At 59.3% G+C, this 19,604-nt stretch carries 15 protein-coding genes and 2 tRNA genes; 15 read left to right on the plus strand and 2 right to left on the minus strand.

Annotation, left to right across the window (positions count from 1 at the left end):
- Window positions 1–50: 50 nt before the first annotated feature.
- The 9 genes from K0H48_RS19370 to K0H48_RS19410 all read left to right on the plus strand — a co-directional run bounded on the left by K0H48_RS19370 (window position 51) and on the right by K0H48_RS19410 (window position 8,559).
- Window positions 51–126 (plus strand) — tRNA-Ala (locus tag K0H48_RS19370).
- Window positions 127–204: 78 nt separating this feature from the next.
- Window positions 205–280: transfer RNA gene (locus tag K0H48_RS19375), tRNA-Glu, on the plus strand.
- A gap of 183 nt (window positions 281–463) precedes the next feature.
- On the plus strand, window positions 464–1,003 hold the full coding sequence (locus K0H48_RS19380) for a TetR/AcrR family transcriptional regulator (protein WP_017138728.1): 540 nt from the start codon (window positions 464–466) through the stop codon (window positions 1,001–1,003).
- A gap of 14 nt (window positions 1,004–1,017) precedes the next feature.
- Window positions 1,018–1,851, plus strand: coding sequence for an alpha/beta hydrolase (locus tag K0H48_RS19385; RefSeq protein WP_219268737.1), 834 nt, complete (start codon window positions 1,018–1,020; stop codon window positions 1,849–1,851).
- A gap of 37 nt (window positions 1,852–1,888) precedes the next feature.
- Window positions 1,889–2,323: a thioesterase family protein gene (locus tag K0H48_RS19390; RefSeq protein ID WP_219268738.1), complete on the plus strand. Its 435-nt coding sequence runs from the start codon at window positions 1,889–1,891 to the stop codon at window positions 2,321–2,323.
- Between the two features lie 55 nt (window positions 2,324–2,378).
- Window positions 2,379–3,341, plus strand: a complete 963-nt coding sequence (locus K0H48_RS19395; RefSeq protein WP_219268739.1) for a tRNA-dihydrouridine synthase — start codon at window positions 2,379–2,381, stop codon at window positions 3,339–3,341.
- Between the two features lie 571 nt (window positions 3,342–3,912).
- Window positions 3,913–5,349, plus strand: a complete 1,437-nt coding sequence (locus K0H48_RS19400; protein WP_219268740.1) for a hypothetical protein — start codon at window positions 3,913–3,915, stop codon at window positions 5,347–5,349.
- 497 nt (window positions 5,350–5,846) lie between these two features.
- On the plus strand, window positions 5,847–6,446 hold the full coding sequence (locus K0H48_RS19405) for a hypothetical protein (protein ID WP_307877380.1): 600 nt from the start codon (window positions 5,847–5,849) through the stop codon (window positions 6,444–6,446).
- A 109-nt stretch (window positions 6,447–6,555) separates the two neighbouring features.
- Window positions 6,556–8,559, plus strand: coding sequence for a hypothetical protein (locus tag K0H48_RS19410; RefSeq protein WP_219268741.1), 2,004 nt, complete (start codon window positions 6,556–6,558; stop codon window positions 8,557–8,559).
- On the opposite strand, the gene K0H48_RS19415 is transcribed toward K0H48_RS19410, so the two are convergent.
- Window positions 8,556–11,852 carry an EAL domain-containing protein gene (locus K0H48_RS19415; protein WP_219268742.1) on the minus strand — a complete coding sequence of 1,099 codons (3,297 nt, stop codon included), beginning with the start codon at window positions 11,850–11,852 and terminating at the stop codon, window positions 8,556–8,558. The genes K0H48_RS19410 and K0H48_RS19415 overlap by 4 nt on opposite strands.
- A 67-nt stretch (window positions 11,853–11,919) precedes the next feature.
- Window positions 11,920–12,810: a LysR family transcriptional regulator gene (locus K0H48_RS19420; RefSeq protein WP_200432917.1), complete on the minus strand. Its 891-nt coding sequence runs from the start codon at window positions 12,808–12,810 to the stop codon at window positions 11,920–11,922.
- Window positions 12,811–12,950: 140 nt separating this feature from the next.
- On the opposite strand from K0H48_RS19420, the gene leuC reads away from it, so the two are divergent.
- The 6 genes from leuC (at window position 12,951) to K0H48_RS19450 (ending at window position 19,480) form a co-directional block, all read left to right on the plus strand.
- Window positions 12,951–14,369: a 3-isopropylmalate dehydratase large subunit gene (leuC, locus tag K0H48_RS19425; protein ID WP_219268743.1), complete on the plus strand. Its 1,419-nt coding sequence runs from the start codon at window positions 12,951–12,953 to the stop codon at window positions 14,367–14,369.
- 10 nt (window positions 14,370–14,379) lie between these two features.
- A complete protein-coding gene (leuD, locus tag K0H48_RS19430) occupies window positions 14,380–15,024 on the plus strand; it encodes a 3-isopropylmalate dehydratase small subunit (protein ID WP_219268744.1) in 645 nt (214 codons plus the stop codon).
- A 128-nt stretch (window positions 15,025–15,152) separates the two neighbouring features.
- Complete coding sequence (locus K0H48_RS19435; RefSeq protein ID WP_219268745.1) at window positions 15,153–15,917, plus strand: class I SAM-dependent methyltransferase; 765 nt, start codon at window positions 15,153–15,155, stop codon at window positions 15,915–15,917.
- Window positions 15,918–15,970: 53 nt separating this feature from the next.
- On the plus strand, window positions 15,971–17,053 hold the full coding sequence (gene leuB, locus K0H48_RS19440) for a 3-isopropylmalate dehydrogenase (RefSeq protein WP_056861237.1): 1,083 nt from the start codon (window positions 15,971–15,973) through the stop codon (window positions 17,051–17,053).
- Between the two features lie 64 nt (window positions 17,054–17,117).
- Window positions 17,118–18,230 (plus strand): aspartate-semialdehyde dehydrogenase, encoded by a 1,113-nt coding sequence (asd, locus tag K0H48_RS19445; RefSeq protein WP_005789767.1) that lies wholly within the window; start codon window positions 17,118–17,120, stop codon window positions 18,228–18,230.
- Window positions 18,231–18,469: 239 nt separating this feature from the next.
- Window positions 18,470–19,480 carry an aspartate-semialdehyde dehydrogenase gene (locus K0H48_RS19450; RefSeq protein ID WP_219268746.1) on the plus strand — a complete coding sequence of 337 codons (1,011 nt, stop codon included), beginning with the start codon at window positions 18,470–18,472 and terminating at the stop codon, window positions 19,478–19,480.
- Window positions 19,481–19,604 lie beyond the last annotated feature (124 nt).

Here is a 19,604-nt window from a genome sequence, read left to right on the forward strand (position 1 = left end):
GTTTCAACAAGCAGCTCGAAAGGTCTGCTGCGTCGCGAGACGAAAAATCCGGGGCTATAGCTCAGCTGGGAGAGCGCTTGCATGGCATGCAAGAGGTCAACGGTTCGATCCCGTTTAGCTCCACCAATTTACAGGTTCAAGGTCTGGCCACACCGTCCTTGAATTGATCAGAACTCAGCTCTGATCGGTTGTACAGAAGGTTTTGTCCCCTTCGTCTAGTGGCCTAGGACACCGCCCTTTCACGGCGGTAACAGGGGTTCGAGTCCCCTAGGGGACGCCACGATTACCCGCTCTGCGGGATTTTTAAGGGTCATTCAATTATTGAATGGCCCTTTTGTTTGTCTGGCGTTTGGCCAATCTTCTCCTCAATACCCTTTATTCTGTCCTGACCAGCGGTCATGCCTGTCGCTTGCTAAATATTATTATGGTAATAATATTTAACCCATGAGAAACGGAGGCTTTGATGAGCGATAAAAAAGCGCAAACCCGCGAACGCATTTTGCAGGCTGCCAGCGCGGCGCTGATTCAGCGCGGCCCGGCGGAGCCCAGTGTCGGCGAAGTCATGGGCGCCGCCGGGCTGACGGTCGGCGGTTTCTACGCACACTTTGAAAGCAAAGACGCGCTGATGCTGGAGGCCTTCACCCAGTTGCTGGCTCGGCGTCGTGCGTCGATCGACGACATGGACGCGCAACTGACGGGGGAGGAACGCAGAAGCCTGGTGGCGGCGTTTTACCTGTCGCGCAAGCACCGCGACTCCACCGATCACGCTTGCCCGATCCCGGCCACTGTGGGCGAGATGAGCCGCCTGCCGGATGAGTTTCGCCTGGCGCTCAACGAGCACACCGAGTTGATGGCCGCCCAATTGGCAGCAAGCCCCGAAGACACCGACAAGGCTTTGGCCGACATGGCCTTGATGATCGGCGGTCTGGCGCTGGCCCGTGCGCTTGGCCCGGGTGAGTTGTCCGACCGCGTGTTGCGTGCCGCTAAATCGGCGGTGCGTTAAGAAGGAGTCGCATGATGGGCGCATTCACCTGGATTCGTGGTTTCCATGGCACCGTTGGCCGTTTGGCGCCGCACACAGTGGCCAGCAAATTGCGCCGTACCTTCATGACGCCGCGCACCCTGCCGCCACGTGATTGGGAGCTGCCGCTACTGGCGCAATCGGAGCGCATCACCTTGCGTTTCGGCTTGTCGGCGTTGCGCTGGGGCCAAGGGCCTGCGGTATTGCTGATGCACGGTTGGGAAGGGCGCCCTACGCAGTTCGCCAGCCTGATCACTGCGCTGGTGGCTAACGGTTATTCGGTGATTGCCCTGGATGGGCCTGCCCATGGTCGCTCGCCGGGGCGTGAGGCGCATGTGTTGCTGTTTGCGCGCGCCATGCTCGAAGCCGCCGCTGAATTGCCGCCGCTGCACGCGGTGGTCGGGCATTCCATGGGCGGCGCCAGTGCGATGCTGGCGGTGCAACTGGGGCTGCGTACCGAGGCGCTGGTGAGTATTGCCGCGCCCTCGCGCTTCCTGGATGTGCTGCGCGGTTTTACCCACATGGTCGGCTTGCCGCCGCGTGCGCGCTCGGCGTTTATTCAGGAGGTCGAACTGACCTTCGGCATGCCGCTCAAGCACCTGGATGTGGCCCACTACCAGATGAACCTTCCGGGGTTGATCGTACACGCTGAAGACGACACCTTTGTCCCGGTCAAAGCCGCGCAAGCCATCCATGAGGCTTGGTTCGACAGCCGTCTGCTGCGCCTGGAGCAGGGCGGCCACCAGCGGGTGCTGGCTGATCCACGGGTGATCGAGGCTGTGCTGGCCCTGTTGGCCGGCCGTCGTTTACAGGAGCGGCAAACCGCCTGATACACTGGTCGGTGACTTTCATCGACTGGAGCAAGGCATGGGCTGGGATCTGGCAGCGCCGTTTATCATCGACCTGCAGGTCGCCGCTGAAGATATCGACGGTCTTGGGCACGCCAATAATGCGGTGTACGTGTCCTGGCTGGAGCGTTGTGCGTGGCGCCACTCCCAGCGCCTGGGGCTGGACCTCACTGAGTATCGGCGGCTGGACCGCGCCATGGCTGTGGTGCGTCATGAGATCGACTACCTCGCAGCGGGCTATGAAGGTGACGAGTTGCAACTGGCTACGTGGATCGTCGATTGGGACCAACGCCTGAAGATGACCCGGCGTTTTCAATTGGTTCGCCCCAGTGATGGCGTGACCCTGCTGCGTGCGCAAACGACCTTTGTCTGCATCGAGCTGTCCAGCGGCAAGCCCAAGCGCATGCCTGCCGAGTTTCTCGATGGTTATGGCCCGGCACTGACCGGGGGTTAACGGTTCCAGCTGGAAACCCAGTAAACTGCGCCACGATTTTTCTCGAGTGTTTCCCATGCAAATTGCTTTGGCGCCCATGGAGGGGTTGGTCGACAACATCCTGCGGGACGTGTTGACCCGCGTGGGCGGTATTGATTGGTGCGTGACCGAGTTTATTCGCGTCAACGACCGCCTGCTCACCCCGGCCTATTTCCACAAGCTCGCCCCCGAACTGCTGCACGGTGCCCACACCGCAGCGGGCGTGCCGTTGCGCGTGCAGTTGCTGGGCTCGGACCCGGTGTGCCTGGCGGAAAACGCAGCGCTGGCGTGCGAACTGGGTTCCGAGGTGATCGACCTGAACTTCGGCTGCCCGGCCAAGACCGTCAACAAATCCCGTGGCGGTGCGGTATTGCTCAAGGAGCCGGAGCTGCTTAACCAGATCGTCGAGCACGTGCGTCGCGCCGTGCCGGCGCATATCCCGGTCACTGCGAAAATGCGCCTGGGCTTCGACAGCCCTGACGGCGCGTTGGTGTGTGCCACGGCCCTGGCTGAAGGCGGCGCGGCGCACATCGTGGTGCATGCCCGTACCAAGACCGATGGCTACAAACCGCCGGCCCATTGGGAGTGGATCCCGCGGGTGCAGGACGTGGTCAAGGTGCCAGTGTTTGCCAATGGCGATATCTGGAGCGTCGAAGACTGGAAGCGTTGCCGCGAAGTCAGCGGCGCCGAAGACATCATGCTCGGCCGTGGCCTGGTGGCCCGCCCAGACCTGGCGCGGCAGATCGTAGCGGCGAAGGCGGGTGAAGACGTGGTGGAAATGACCTGGGCGCAGCTGCAGCCCATGCTCCATGAGTTCTGGCGCCAATCGGTGGCGCAACTCACCGAAAAGCAGGCACCTGGCCGTTTGAAGCAGTGGCTGGCGATGCTCACGCGCAATTATCCCGAGGCGGTCGAGTTGTTCACCGCGCTGCGCCGTGAAACCGGGCTGGAGCAGGTCAGCCGCATGTTGGGTATGAAGCATCCCGACCCAGCGTCGTGACGTGATCACAGCCGCCTTTGTTGCAAAAATGCTCCGTATTGAAAGATACGGAGCATTTTTGCATTTAAAGGTATTGCCGGGGAGGCTCACCAAGCTTGAGAGATGGCGTTTTTTTGTCGTTTGAGGCTTTTTTGAATATTGGAAAGTAACAGGCGCTGTCTACCGGCGTTCAGAAGTTACTACAGAATCATTCTGAAAAGTTAGTTGCTTTTTTTACCGAGCACCAGGTGTTGCGAAAGGTGTTTCGCTGAGTGCGGAATATCATGCGTTGTTGTTTTGTTGGTCTGTTAACTATGTCGATTAATTGCAGCTTGGCAGTTTATAAACTCGTGTGTCTGTGGTCATGCGAGCAGGGGCGAGCGATGCCTCGGTTTTTCGTGAGTAACAACGGGGAAAAGTCCCAAAGATTGATTTGGTTTCCTTATATGAAGCTCGATTTCTGGAACTCAATAATCTCGTGCTCCACAAAAGTGTGGACTGTGAAGCAACGCGGTTGCTTGCAGCACTTAAAACAACTGTCGCTGTTCTGGGTGTTTAATTGCCAAGGCTGCGCTTAATTAGGAAATTGTTAATGTCTTTTTCGATCAATAACTCGCCCTTGTTCAAAAATGATGCGTTGCCCCTTGACTCGACACCGTCAAAAGGTCCCGATGTCGGCACGACGCTTAGCATGTCCGGGGCTGGTTTCGGGCATACTCCATCCACCCCCAAAACTGAATTTTCCGCAACGCTGCAGCGCGACGGGTTGAATAATGCCGGCGTGTTCACGAAGCTGTTTGATATGTTTGATCAACTTATCAGTGCCATGCGTGAGATGTTTTCGGGCAAAGCTGAAATCCCTAATCGATTGCCTCACACCGATAGCGCGGTCCTCGTCAAGCAGGACCCAGGCGTTCAGATCGTCGCGACTGCGCACACTCAACCACAGGTGAAGGGCTCCTCTTCCGAGGTTCAATTGAAAAGCAAGCTGGAGGAACGCTCGCAGCAAAAGGACGCAGCCGCTGCAGGCACTCAATCCAAAGCGACATTGCAAACAGGCCAGTTGCTTGAGAACACTGGGCCTGTAGAAACTCAGGTGGAAAGCATGTCGGAAGAAGGCTCGCAGCCAAAAGAAGTACCCGTTGCAGGCGCTCAAACCAAAGAAAGGCTGCCAGTCGGTGTGTTGTCCAAGGTTATATCGGATGTCGCGAATCAACTGAAGAAGAAGTCGAGTGAGGATTCGCATCAAACAGAACCGCATGCACCCAGGCTAAGTGTTTTACCTCAGGCACGTGAGCCCGGCATTAATGTGACAAGTGAATCAAACCCACATATCAAAGTGGAGGTTAATGTCAACCACTGCCACTGCCCTGACACGTCGATTGAAGCCGACAAGGACTCGCGTGTCATCGCCGGTGTGACGTCCAGGACTCACGTGCCTTTGCCGCCTGAAAGGCAAGTACCTACTGAGAGCGTGGAGGGGCATGTAAGGTCGCTCATCACGGGGGCCAAGGACGGTGAACACGTTATTGAGGGTAAGGAGAGTAATGTCGAGTCAGCCAAGACTGATAGCCAGGACGCTAAGCACGTTATTGAGGGTAAGGAGAGTCATGTCGAGTCAGCCAAGACTGATAGCCAGGACGCTAAGCGCGTTATTGAGGGTAAGGAGCGCCATGTCGAGTCAGCCAAGACGGATGGCAAGGACGCTAAGCACGTTATTGAGGGTAAGGAGCGCCATGTCGAGTCAGCCAAGACTGATGGCAAGGGCGCTGAGCACGTTATTGAGGGTAAGGAGCGCCATGTCGAGTCAGCCAAGACTGATGGCAAGGACGCTGAGCACGCTTCCGATGACCTTACTGTGCACACCCACCGTGATGAAGTAGCTGAGTCTGATACCTCTGGCTCGCGCGAAACGACCTCGCAGGTAAGCACCCGGACCAAGCTCGGCGTAACCAGCCCAGGCCCTGCTGAAAATGAGAATGATCGCTGGAACCAAGGCTTTTCCAACCGCTCCTGGCTGAGTAACTGACACCCGGCAGGGTGTTCTAACTTCGCCTGTAACGTCGCGTTTCCCCGGCTCCAGGGTTCGGGGAAACGTTAGAAAACCTGGAGCAAGCCATGGTGTATTACCGAATTGATAACATTGCTTACCCAAGTGTGCGTCAGCTGCCAGGCATGGATTTGCATGACGTTCCCAATGAGCGCGCGTCCTTTTACGCGCCAAGACATGCCGATTCGCGGTCGAGCTCGGTGGCGGTGCTCGGTGTTAGGCCTGGGCACCAAAGGGCTGACAGCCTGGTGGACAGGGTTGCCGCATTCTTGGCGAGGTTGGCCAGTGGTCCCTCGCAGCAGAAGGCTAAGGTCATTCCCGATGTGCCCTCGCAACCCCAAGTGAATCCCCAGGTGGTGAGGCGGGCCGTGTCGGCGGCGCCAGTGGTCTCGGAGCCCGTGGCGCCTAACGCGTCTGCGGGAGGGCATAGAGGGTATATCCCGGGCCTGTCCAATAAGCGTAATGGCGCAAAGCCTTTGAATATTTGGAGTGGATTCCGTCAGGGGCCAGGCGGTAACTGTGCCACGGTAGCGACGATCAAGGCTGCCATGCACAAATTCGGTCAAAGCCCGACAGACATCTACCGCGAAGTCAGGCGGCTGGACGGTGGTTATCGGGTAACGATGCGCGACAATTACACGCTCATATTGACCGACCGAGAGTTGGCAGTCGCCACGCGCGCTTCGCAGTTCATCGGCGCCGATAAGGGCATGCTCAAGGATGCGCACTTTTTGTTTGCCGTCAGTGCCAAGCGTGCACACGAGGAGAACAACGACACAACGGCGGGTGAGAGCTTTGAAGCGGGTGTCGAAAGTTTGAATGATGGCGAGGATGAGGAAAGACCTGGCGAGGGCTTCCTGCGGTTGGGGCTAATTCACTACATGAAAAAAGTCAGCGTGCGTGAGCTTGCCGAAGGTCGCCTGGGCGTGAGTAATCGGCGGGATCACTCGGTGGCGGTCATCAATGGCCTTGAAGAGGCCTGGGGGCGGCCAGGGGCTGTGCCTCGACAAGGGGAGGCTGTGGCACTCAAGCACACGCCCTGCTGTCAACGCCTGGCCTCGCTCGGCGCCCAATGATCGGGCAATAAAGGATCAGCGTTGGCGGTAACTTTCAAGTTATCGCAACGCATTATTTTAATCCCTCTTTTTAAAGTGTATTGATTGACTGACTGCAGGAGTCATCTGTGTGGATATTGCCAAGCTAAACCTCTCTACGCTTTCAACACGCGCACATTCCCAGCCTTTTACAGGTTCGGTCGCACACTCAGCAGGCGTGAAATTGCTGGATGTTGCCAACGCATTCAATGCCCCACAAAGACGCTTTGGTGAGGACTACGATGCCAGTGCTCACGCTGCGGTTATAAAAATGATGATGGTCACGTTTGGTCAACGCCCTGCGGACTTGTTTGCGCAGGTCAAGCGTGCCGGGCAGGGGTATGAGGTCACGCTTAGAGATGGCAACACAGTGCAAGTCTCTGACCTTGAATTACGGCAAACAGCCGCCCACTCAAAGTTTGTTGGCAATGACACGGCGGCGATCAGTGATGCGAACTTTGCATTGTCTGTGTTTGTAAAACGTAAACAACAGTCCAGTCCCCACACAGGGGCACATCAGCGCTTTGAAACGGTGCTATCAGACAGCTTGCGCGGTGAGACCCCATTTAATCTACTCAAGGGGTTGGGCATGTCGGATCTGTTGCGCCAGATCCCTGCGCAACACGTGAACGCCAACGGCGGCATCGGGGTCATGGAGACCCACACGTTTGGCGCTTGCCTGGTGTACAACGGCGTGGCGCATGATTATGGCCGCCAAAGGCCGATTGATCGCACTCACCTTTACGTGCTGGTCAAGGATCAGCACGCTGCTGTCGATACGCCCGCGTACACACCCAAGCCTCCCGTCAGGGCTGCGACTGAAGTTAAACCAACCTTGAGCGTCACTGCGCCAGTTGATCTGCCTGAGCGAAAGAACGGCGCTAAGCCCACCGATATCTTGAGTGGGTTTGATGCCGTTGAGCGCAGTTTTGGTGAACATTTTGACGTCAGCCATCACGCTGCCGTGATCAAAATGATGATGATGGAGTTTGGCCAACGCCCAACCGATGTATTTGAGAGGGTCACGCCGTCTGGGGATGGCTATGACATTACGATGAAAGACGGGTTTGAGGTTCACCTGTCGAATGCGCAATTGACGCGCACAGCGCAGGTCTCGCGTTTTGTCGGACAGGATAAAAGCATGGTGAGCAGCGCCAATTTTATGTTGGCGGCGTATATAAAGCGCAGGCAAATGATCAGTACGCCATCGGATGACCTTCAAAGTTTTGAGGCCGCGTTATCGCAGACGCTGCGCTGGGACACGAGCTATCGGATCTTGAAGGGGATGGGCATGATTGGGTTCATGCGCATTATCGATCCGCAAAAAATGCAGGAGAAGGGCACAGTTGCCGTGGTGGATGACTTTTCCGGTGCGCTGGTGCTGGATGGGATAAAACACCGTTACGGCCAACAAACGCCGGTGGTCAAGGAGTACGGCTATAGGCTCGACAGGCAGACGTTGCATCCGCCGGCATCAAACCCTGGCAGCCAGCGCTGGACGCTCTCGGACATGCCGGTGGGGGCCAAACCCGAGAATATCTGGGGTGGGTTCTATCAAGGTTCTGAACTCAATTGTGTCACCGTCTCGGCGATCAAGGCCGCCATGATGAAGTATGGTCAAAACCCTCAAGGCATCTACTCGCGCATCACCGAGACAGCCCAGGGCTATACCGTGACCATGCGCGATTCATGCACGGTGCACCTGACCCATGATGAGTTGAAACAAGCGCGCAAAGGCTCAAATTTTCACGGCGAGAATACAGGCCTTTTGAACGATGCGATTTTCTTGTACGCCGTGAGTGCCAAGCGGGCGCAAGTGGAGAATCATGATTTTGTGGCCGGCAAAAGTTTTGCGGCGGCCATGGACTCGCTCAATGATAAAGAAACCCCTGGCGAAGCGCTTCGGCGCCTTGGGTTGTTTGCCTTTACCTACAATAGCAGCGCGCAAGAGTTGGCCAGTGGCGTTCCGGGAACCCTTGCCAATCATGACCACTCCGTAGGTGTTTTTGATGGGCTTATCGATTTTTATGGCTCAAAAATGAAATTGGCCGGTTCGGAGTGGATGAAAGATGCGCACGCATTAAAGCTGGTTTAAACCGCACGGCGATTCTGCACCATCAGTTGCCTGAACCCCTCAATCGGCAGCGGCCGACTGTGCAAATACCCCTGGAACAAATGGCACCCCAGCTTTTGCAGGAACGCCAGTTGTTCCGGCGTTTCCACACCCTCGGCAATCACGTCCAAATTGAGGCTGCGCGCCATGGCCACGATGGCGCGGATGATTTCCGCGTCGTTGGGGTCATGGGTGGCGTCGCGCACAAAGGACTGGTCGATCTTCAGCGCATCCACCGGCAGGCGCTTGAGGTAGGTCAGCGACGAATAGCCGGTGCCGAAGTCATCCATGGCAAAGCTCACGCCGAGTTTTTTCAGGCGGCGCATCTTCGCCACGGTGTCGTCCAGGTTCTGGATGACGATGCCTTCGGTGATTTCCAGCTTCAACAGGCTACAGGGCAGGTGATGCTGTTTGAGGCTGCGTTCTACCCGCTCTACGAAGTCGTTCTGGCGAAACTGCCGGGGGCTGATATTCACGCACAGGCTGAAATCCAGCGGGTCTACCAGGCCTTCGGCAATCAGCTGCGCAAAGGCGCCGCAGGCTTCATCGAGAATCCAGGTGCCGACCTCCAGGATCAGGCCGCTGTCTTCCAATACCTTGATAAATTCGGAGGGGGACTGCGCGCCCAATTGCGGGTGTTGCCAGCGCACCAGGGCCTCGGCGCCGACAATTTTGTTGCCGCGTGCATCCACTTGGGGTTGGTAATGCACGCTGAACTCCCCGCGTGACAGTGCCAGGCGCAGGTCTGTCTCCATGCGCAGACGCTCACTGGCGGTTTTCTGCATGCTGTTGTGGAACATCTGCGTGGTGTTACGCCCCGAGTCCTTGGCGCGATACAGCGCAATGTCGGCGCGCTTGAGCAGGTCGGCTGGTGTGGAGCCATGATCGGGTATAAGCGCCACGCCGATGCTCGGTGTGACCTGCAGACGGTGGCCATCCAGGAACATCGGTTCCGACAGCAGTTCGCGCAACGTGTCGGCCAATACTTGCACTTGGCCGCTGACCTCTGCACGTGTGCCGTCCAGGCCACTGAGCAACACCACGAATTCATCACCGCCCAGGCGCGCCACGGTGTCTTCCAGGCGCACGCTGGCTTCCAGCCGCGCAGTGACGATTTTCAGCACGGTGTCACCCACCGGGTGGCCGAGGGAATCATTGATGTGCTTGAAGTGATCAAGGTCGAGGAACAGTAACGCGCCGCGCAGGTTATGGCGTTTGAGCAGGGCGATCTGCTGGCTGAGACGGTCCATCAGCAGCGCACGATTAGGCAGGTTGGTCAGTGGGTCGTGATAGGCCAGGTGGCGAATCTGCGCCTGGGCGTTTTTCAACAGGCTCACATCCCGTGCGGTCAGCAGCAGGCATGGGGTTTCATTCAGGGTGATCGGCTCCACCGACACCTCCACCGCCAACACTTCACCGCGCTTGTTGTGCCAGAGCATTTCCAGGTGATGAATACGGCCCTTGATCTGCAGTTCGGCCAACAACGCCGCGCGCTGGTTCTCATCGGCCCAGATGCCGATCTGGTAGAGCGTCAGGCCGATGGCCTCTTCGGCGCGGTAGCCGGTCAGGCGGCAGAAGCCGTCGTTGACCTCGACATAACGGCCGGTGTCGCGTTCGGTGATCGAAATCGCGTCGGGGCTGGAGTGAAAAGCCTTGGCGAACTTCTCTTCACTGGCCTTGAGCGCGGCTTCCGAACGTTGTTGCTGGGTGATATCGCGCAGTGTGGTGACGATGCACGGCTGATCGCCGACCTTGATCAACCGGCTGGAAATCACGCAGGTCAGGCTGTGGCCGTTCTGGTGATGCACCACCAGGGCCACATTGCTCAACGACTGTTCGCGAATCACCTGTTCAATGCGTTGCAGGCGCTGGCTCGAATCGTCCCACAGGCCGATCTGCTCGGCGCTGTTGCCGATCACTTCAGCGGCGGTCCAGCCAAACGTCTGGGTAAAGGCCGGGTTGATCTCGATAAACACGCCGCTGTCCAGGCACGTCACGCAGATCGGGTCGGGGCTGGCCTGGAACAGGCTGGCGAATTTTTCTTCGGAGGCGGTCAGGCGTTGTTCGCGTTCGACCTGGTCGGTGATATCGAGCAAGGTGCCGGCCATACGCAGCGGCTTGCCGGCGTCATCGCGATACAGGCGCGCACGGCTTTCCAGGTAGCGCGGGCTGCCATCTTCCATTTCCACCCGGTAGGTCAACTGGTAGTTGCCGTCCGGGCCTTCGCGCAAGCTGCGGTAGGCGTTGCGCATGCCCTCGCGGTCGGCATCGGACATGCCTTCAAAAAACGCATCGAAGGCTTCGTGGAAAGGTTCGGGCGGCAGGCCGTGCAACTGCGCGGCGCGGGCCGAGCCGTAGAGCATGCCGGTGGGGATGTGCCAGTCCCAAGTGCCCAGTTGCGCTGAATCCAGGGCCAGGTCGAGGCGCTCCTGGCTGTCCTTGAGGGCCTGTTCGGCGTTCTTGCGGTCGGTGGTGTCAAGAAAGGTGCTGATCAGGTAAGCCTCGCCTTCAAGCTCGACCTTTTGCGCACTGAGCGTGCCATCGTGGATCTGGCCGTTGCTGGCGCAGAACTGCACGTCCATGGTGATCGGCTCGCCCTTGCGCTGAGTGGCCTTGACCAGCAGCGCGCGTTGCTCGGGGTGGCGCCACAGGCCCAGTTCCAGGGTGGTGCGGCCAATGGCCTCGGCGACGGGCCAGCCAAAGTGAATCTCGAAGTACTGGTTGGCTTCGCTGATGCGGCCGTCAGATTGGCGGGTGAGCAACACCATGTTGGGGCACAGGTGAAACAGCGTGGCGAAGCGTTTTTCGGAGTGCATGAGGGCATGTTCGCGCTCGCGCTGGCGAGTGGTCTCGCGGATCACGCCGATCATGCGGCGCCGGCCGGTTTTGTCCGGCGCCAGGCTGCCGTTGATTTCCAGCCAGTGATGGCTGCCATCCGGCCATTGAATGTGGTGGTGCATGGCCTGCTCGAACGGCTCGCCGGCCAGCACCGCATGAAACGCGCGCACCACCCGGGCGCGGTCCTGGGGCGCCAGCAGGTCGAGGTAGTCCAGGTCTTTGGGCAAGGGTTGCCGAGGGTCGTAGCCGAACAGCGCCTGGGTGCCGCGCGACCAACTGATCCTGCCGGTGTCGATTTCCCAGCACCACGCGCCAAGGCGGGCAGCATTGAGGGCGGCCAGCAATTGCGGAGCACTTTCCCAGCTTTGTTCCGCCTCTTGAGGGTCCAAGGCGTAAATGCGCGGCAGGGGCGGTACGGAATCGACGGGGTTGCGCATTATCAAAGGGCCTTGGCTCAATGGGCGTTCGGCGCGGGTTTATTCAGACTCTATGGGCCGCACAGCTTCATGCCGGTATCCCTGGCAGATCGACCTGTGCATCCAATAGGCTCATGAAAGCCCGCGCAGCGTTCGACAGCGTCCTTTCGGTGTGCACGATATAGCCTAGCTGGCGACTGAGCTGTATGCCCGGCAAAGCGATACTTGCCACTTGATCATCGAGCATGGTGCGCGGTAACACGCTCCAGGCCAGGCCGATGGAGACCATCATCTTGATGGTTTCCAGGTAGTTGGTGCTCATCGCAATGTTGGGCGTGAGGCCTTGGGCCTCGAACAGCCGGCTGACGATATGGTGGGTAAAGGTGTTGCCGCCGGGAAAGACCGCCGGGTGTTTGGCAATGTCGACCAGGTTGACGATGCCGTTGCCGGTCAAGCTGTGTTCCGGCGCCACCACAAAATCCAGCGGGTCATCCCATACCGGCGTGGCACGCACCAGGTTATGCGGGTCGGGCGCCAGGGTGATGACCGCCACTTCGGCGCGGCCATGCAGGATTTCTTCGTAGGCCACTTCCGAATCAAGGAACTGAATATCCAGTGCCACATTGGGATATTGCCGCGTGAAGGTGCGCAGAATCGGCGGCAGGCGGTGCAGCCCGATGTGATGGCTGGTGGCCAATGTGAGCCGACCGCTGACTTCGCCGGTCAGATTGGTCAGCGCCCGACGCGTATCGTCCAGCACATTCAGAATCTGATAAGCGCGTGGCAGCAGGGCACGCCCGGCTTCGGTCAGGCCGACTTCGCGGCCCAGGCGATCGAACAGCCGCACCTTTAATTGTTGCTCCAGCCCGGCGATACGTTTGCTGATGGCCGGCTGGGTCAGGTGCAGGCGTTCACCGGCGCCGGAGAAGCTGCCGGTCTCGGCGATGGCGATAAAGGCGTTGAGGTTGGCCAGGTCCATGGTGGTATTCCAGTTGGTAATCCAAAGCATAAAAAATATGAATTTGAGTTATTTAATGTAGCGCCATACCATCAGCCTCACAAGCCAAAGGGTTATTGAAAAGCCCGGCGTATAGATGTACCTGTGATGAGGACCGACAGATGGCCGGCAAAACGCTTTACGACAAGCTTTGGGATTCCCATGAAGTGAAACGGCGCGACGATGGCTCGTCGCTGATCTATATCGACCGTCACATCATCCATGAAGTGACCTCGCCGCAAGCGTTCGAAGGCCTGCGACTGGCCGGGCGCAAGCCTTGGCGCGTCGACTCGATCATCGCCACCCCGGACCACAACGTACCGACCACCCCAGAGCGTAAAGGCGGGATCGACGCCATCGTCGACACTGTGTCCCGTTTGCAGGTGCAGACCCTCGACGACTACTGCGACGAATATGGCATCACCGAATTCAAGATGAATGACGTGCGTCAAGGCATCGTCCACGTGATCGGCCCGGAGCAGGGTGCCACCTTGCCGGGCATGACCGTGGTCTGTGGTGACTCCCACACCTCCACCCACGGTGCATTCGGCGCCTTGGCCCATGGCATCGGCACCTCGGAGGTGGAACATGTGTTCGCCACCCAGTGCCTGGTCGCTAAAAAGATGAAGAATATGTTGGTCAAAGTCGAAGGCACCTTGCCTTTCGGCGTGACCGCCAAAGACATCGTGCTGGCCGTGATCGGCAAGATTGGCACCGCCGGCGGTAACGGCCACGCCATCGAGTTCGCCGGCAGCGCGATTCGCGACTTGTCCATCGAAGGCCGCATGACCATCTGCAACATGTCCATCGAAGCCGGTGCCCGCGTGGGCATGGTGGCGGCGGATGAAAAAACCGTTGAATACGTCAAAGGTCGCCCATTTGCACCGGCGGGCGCCGATTGGGATGCCGCGGTGGAAGCCTGGAAAGACCTGGTGTCCGACGCCGACGCGGTGTTCGACACCGTGGTCGAACTCGACGCTGCCCAGATCAAGCCGCAAGTCAGTTGGGGCACCTCGCCGGAAATGGTCCTGGCGGTTGACCAGAACGTGCCGGACCCGGCTAAAGAAGCTGACTTGGTCAAGCGTGGCTCCATCGAGCGCGCCCTGAAGTACATGGGTTTGAAAGCCAACCAGGCGATCACCGACATCCAGTTGGACCGCGTGTTTATCGGCTCCTGCACCAACTCGCGGATCGAAGACCTGCGCGCTGCGGCGGTGATTGCCAAGGGCCGTAAAGTCGCCTCGACCATCAAGCAAGCCATCGTGGTGCCGGGTTCAGGCCTGGTCAAAGCCCAGGCTGAAGCCGAAGGCCTGGACAAGATTTTCCTCGAAGCCGGTTTTGAATGGCGTGAGCCGGGCTGCTCGATGTGCCTGGCGATGAACCCGGACCGTTTGGAGTCGGGCGAGCATTGCGCGTCCACTTCCAACCGTAACTTCGAAGGGCGTCAGGGCGCCGGTGGCCGTACTCACCTGGTCAGCCCGGCCATGGCCGCTGCGGCTGCCGTCAACGGTCGTTTCATCGACGTTCGCGAATTGATCTGAGGAATACCCGATGAGAGCTTTTACCCAACACACCGGCCTTGTCGCCCCTTTGGATCGCGCCAACGTCGACACCGACCAGATCATCCCCAAGCAGTTTTTGAAGTCGATCAAGCGCACCGGTTTCGGCCCTAACCTGTTCGACGAGTGGCGCTACCTGGACGTGGGCTACGCCTACCAGGACAACTCCAAGCGCCCGCTGAACAAAGACTTCGTGCTCAACGCCGAGCGCTATCAAGGCGCCAGCGTGCTGCTGGCGCGGGAAAACTTCGGCTGCGGCTCCAGCCGTGAACATGCACCGTGGGCGTTGGAAGAATATGGCTTTCGCAGCATCATCGCGCCGAGCTACGCCGACATCTTCTTCAACAACAGCTTCAAGAACGGCTTGCTGCCGATCATCTTGAGCGATACCGAAGTGGATGAGTTGTTCAAGCAGGTGGAAGCCGATGTGGGCTACCAACTGACCGTTGACCTGGCCGCGCAAACCGTGACCCGCCCGGACGGCAAGGTGTATCACTTCGAGGTGGACGCGTTCCGCAAACACTGCCTGATCAATGGGCTGGACGATATCGGCCTGACTTTGCAGGACGGCGATGCGATTGCCGCGTTTGAAGCCAAACACCGGGCGAGCCAGCCCTGGTTGTTTCGCGATGCCTGATTTGCGGTAACCGTGCCGGCCCCATCGCGGGCAAGCCCGACTCCCACCTTGGAATGCACTCCACTGTGGGAGCTGGCTTGCCTGCGATAGCGCCCGTACCAACACCCCAAAACCCAAGGAAAGCCACCATGACCAACACCGCCCACACCCAAGTCGTCCAAAAACAATTCGGCGAGCAAGCCTCAGCCTACCTGAGCAGTGCCGTGCACGCCCAAGGCACCGAATTCGCGCTGCTCCAGGCCGAACTGGCCGGGCAAGGCGCTGCACGACTGCTGGATTTGGGCTGCGGTGCCGGTCATGTCAGCTTCCATGTGGCGCCGCTGGTCAACGAAGTAGTGGCCTACGACTTGTCCCAACAAATGCTCGACGTGGTTGCGTCTGCCGCCAAAGACCGCAACCTGGCCAACATCCGCACCGTACACGGCGCTGCCGAACGCCTGCCATTCGCCGACGGCGAGTTCGACTTCGTGTTCAGCCGCTACTCGGCCCACCACTGGAGCGACCTCGGCCTGGCCCTGCGTGAAGTGCGCCGTGTGCTCAAGCCGGGTGGCGTGGCAGCCTTCGTCGATGTCTTGTCACCGGGCAGCCCGCTGTTGGACACTTACCTGCAAACCGTTGAAGTGCTGCGCGACACCAGCCACGTGCGCGATTACTGCGCCGCCGAATGGATGCAACAGCTCAGCGAATCCGGCTTGCATGTGCGCACCAGCAGCCGTCAGCGCCTGCGCCTGGAATACACCTCGTGGGTCGAGCGCATGCGCACGCCAGAGGTATTGCGCGCCGCGATCCTTGCGCTGCAGCAGGCGATGGGCCAGGAAGTGCGCGATTACTACGAGATTCAAGCCGACGGCACCTTCAGCACCGACGTGCTGGTGGTTTTCGCTGAACGCTGATTGATTTTTCCCGACCTGCCCACGGGCGGGTCGCTTGATGAAATGAGGAACGCATGAGCAAGCAGATTCTAATTCTCCCTGGCGACGGCATTGGTCCGGAAATCATGGCCGAAGCGGTCAAGGTCCTGGAACTCGCCAACAGCAAGTACAACCTGGGCTTTGAGCTGAGCCACGACGTGATCGGCGGCGCGGCCATCGACAAGCACGGCGTGCCGCTGGCCGACGAAACCCTGGACCGCGCCCGTGCGGCCGATGCCGTGCTGCTCGGCGCCGTGGGTGGCCCGAAATGGGACAAGATCGAGCGTGACATCCGCCCGGAACGCGGCCTGCTGAAAATCCGCGCGCAACTGGGCCTGTTCGGCAACCTGCGCCCGGCCATCCTCTACCCGCAACTGGCTGACGCGTCGAGCCTCAAGCCGGAAGTGGTGGCGGGCCTGGACATCCTGATCGTGCGTGAACTGACCGGCGGTATCTATTTCGGCTCGCCACGCGGCGTGCGTGAGTTGGAAAATGGCGAGCGCCAGGCCTACGACACCCTGCCGTACAGCGAGAGCGAAATCCGCCGTATCGCCCGTGTCGGTTTCGACATGGCCCGCGTGCGCGGCAAAAAGGTCTGCTCGGTAGATAAAGCCAACGTACTGGCCTCCAGCCAACTGTGGCGCGAAATCGTCGAGGAAGTGGCCAAGGACTACCCGGATGTCGAGCTGAGCCACATGTACGTCGACAATGCCGCCATGCAGCTGGTGCGTGCGCCCAAGCAGTTTGACGTGATCGTTACTGACAACCTGTTCGGCGACATCCTGTCGGACCAGGCCTCGATGCTCACCGGCTCCATCGGCATGCTGCCGTCGGCGTCCCTGGACACCAATAACAAAGGCATGTACGAGCCGTGCCACGGTTCGGCGCCGGACATCGCCGGGCAAGGCATTGCCAACCCGCTGGCGACCATTTTGTCGGTCTCGATGATGCTGCGTTACAGCTTTAACCTGAGCGAAGCGGCGGATGCCATCGAGAAGGCGGTCAGCCTGGTGCTGGATCAAGGTTTGCGCACCGGTGACATTTGGTCACAGGGTTGCAGCAAAATCGGCACGCAAGAAATGGGCGACGCAGTAGTCGCCGCGCTGCGGAATCTGTAATCTCTCGGGCCCGCTTGCAGTTGTTGCTGCAAGGCGGCCCACTTTTTAACAAGGTGTAGTTGCGATGAAACGTGTAGGTCTGATCGGTTGGCGCGGTATGGTCGGTTCCGTGCTCATGCAGCGGATGCTGGAAGAGCAGGATTTCGATCTTATTGAGCCGGTGTTTTTCACCACTTCGAACGTAGGTGGCCAAGGGCCGTCCGTGGGCAAGGATATCGCCCCGCTCAAGGACGCCTACAGCATTGAAGAGCTGAAAACCCTCGACGTGATCCTGACCTGCCAGGGTGGCGACTACACCAGCGAAGTCTTCCCCAAGCTGCGCGAAGCCGGCTGGCAGGGCTACTGGATCGACGCCGCCTCGAGCCTGCGCATGCAGGACGACGCGGTGATCATCCTCGACCCGGTGAACCGCAAGGTCATCGACCAGCAGTTGGATGCCGGCACCAAGAACTACGTCGGCGGCAACTGCACCGTCAGCCTGATGCTGATGGGCCTGGGCGGCTTGTTCGAAGCCGGCCTGGTTGAGTGGATGAGCGCCATGACTTATCAGGCGGCGTCCGGCGCCGGCGCGCAGAACATGCGCGAACTGATCAAGCAGATGGGCGCGACCCACGCCGCTGTCGCCGATCAACTGGCCGACCCTGCCAGTGCGATCCTCGACATCGACCGCCGTGTGGCCGAAGCCATGCGCAGCGACGCTTACCCGACCGAAAACTTCGGTGTGCCATTGGCCGGCAGCCTGATCCCGTGGATCGACAAGGAACTGCCGAACGGCCAGAGCCGCGAAGAGTGGAAGGCCCAGGCTGAGACCAACAAGATTTTGGGTCGCTTCAAGAACCCTATCCCGGTCGACGGCATCTGCGTGCGCATCGGCGCCATGCGCTGCCATAGCCAGGCGCTGACCATCAAGCTGAACAAAGACGTGCCGATCGCCGATATCGAAGGGCTGATCAGCCAGCACAACCCATGGGTCAAGCTGGTGCCGAACAACCGCGATATCAGCATGCAGGAGCTGAGCCCGACCAAGGTCACCGGCACCCTCAATGTACCGGTGGGCCGTCTGCGCAAGCTGAACATGGGCAGCCAGTTCCTCGGTGCATTCACAGTGGGCGACCAACTGCTGTGGGGCGCGGCTGAGCCGCTGCGTCGCATGCTGCGGATCTTGCTCGAGCGTTGATCGCTTGAGGCCGTAAGAGAAACCCGCGCTCTGGTGACAGGCGCGGGTTTTTTGTTGCCCTTGAATGAGCCATCGCAGGCAAGCCAGCTCCCACATTGTGTTTTGTGAACACATTCAAGTGTGGGAGCTGGCTTGCCTGCGATGAGGCCATCAGCCTCACCACAAAGGCCAGCTTAATTGCCTCACCCCCAGCCACCCGGTAAAGTGCCGCTCCCCCCGCAATGCCCGAGGCAGCCCCCATGACCCAGACCTTTGAAATCGCCGTGATCGGCGCCACCGGCACTGTCGGTGAAACCCTGGTGCAGATTCTCGAAGAACTGGATTTTCCGGTGGGCACTCTCTATCTGCTGGCCGGCAGCAATTCGGCCGGCGCGTCCGTGCCGTTTCGCGGCAAGAACGTGCGGGTCAAGGAAGTCGACGAGTTCGATTTCAAAAAAGCGCAGCTCGCCTTCTTTGCGGCCGGCCCGGCCGTTACCTTGAGCTTCGCCCCGCGCGCCACCGCTGCTGGCTGTGCGGTGATCGACCTGTCTGGCGCCTTGCCCGCTGAACAGGCACCTCACGTGGTGCCGGAAGCCAATGCCCATGTCCTGGACAGTTTAAAAAAGCCCTTCCAACTGAGCAGCCCAAGCCCATCGGCGACCAACTTGGCCGTGGTGCTGGCGCCGCTGCGTGAATTGTTGGAGATCCAGCGTGTCAGCGTCACCGCTAACCTGGCGGTATCCGCCCAGGGCCGTGAAGCTGTCAGCGAGTTGGCGCGTCAGACCGCCGAACTGCTGAACGTGCGCCCGCTGGAGCCCAAGTTCTTTGATCGGCAAATGGCCTTCAACTTACTGGCGCAAGTCGGTATGCCAGATGCGAAAGGTCATACAGCTTTGGAGAAACGTCTCGTATACGAGCTGCGCGCCGTGCTGGAAACTCCATTGCTGAAGATTTCTGCAACCTGTGTTCAAGCCCCGGTGTTTTTTGGCGATAGCCTGACGGTGTCGCTGCAATTGGGCGCGCCGGTCGACCTGGCAGCGGTGAACCGTGCATTGGAGGCAGCGCCGGGCATTGAGCTGGTCGAAGAGGGCGATTACCCCACGGCTGTGGGCGATGCGGTCGGCCAGGACGTAGTCTACGTCGGCCGTGTGCGTGCGGGTGTGGACGACCCGGCGGAACTAAATCTGTGGCTGACGTCAGATAACGTACGCAAGGGCGCGGCACTCAACGCCGTACAGCTGGCGCAGTTGTTGATAAAAGGCCTTGTGTAAAAGATACTTGGCGGCAATTTGTAGATTGATTCTAGCCAGGCGCTATGCTTGGTCCCAAGCGGTAAAGAAGCGCGTCGGTAACCTATCGGCTCGCCATGCCTTATGGCAGCGGTTACCAACCTTC

This window comes from Pseudomonas sp. Xaverov 259 (assembly GCF_019352915.1).
GTDB lineage: Bacteria > Pseudomonadota > Gammaproteobacteria > Pseudomonadales > Pseudomonadaceae > Aquipseudomonas.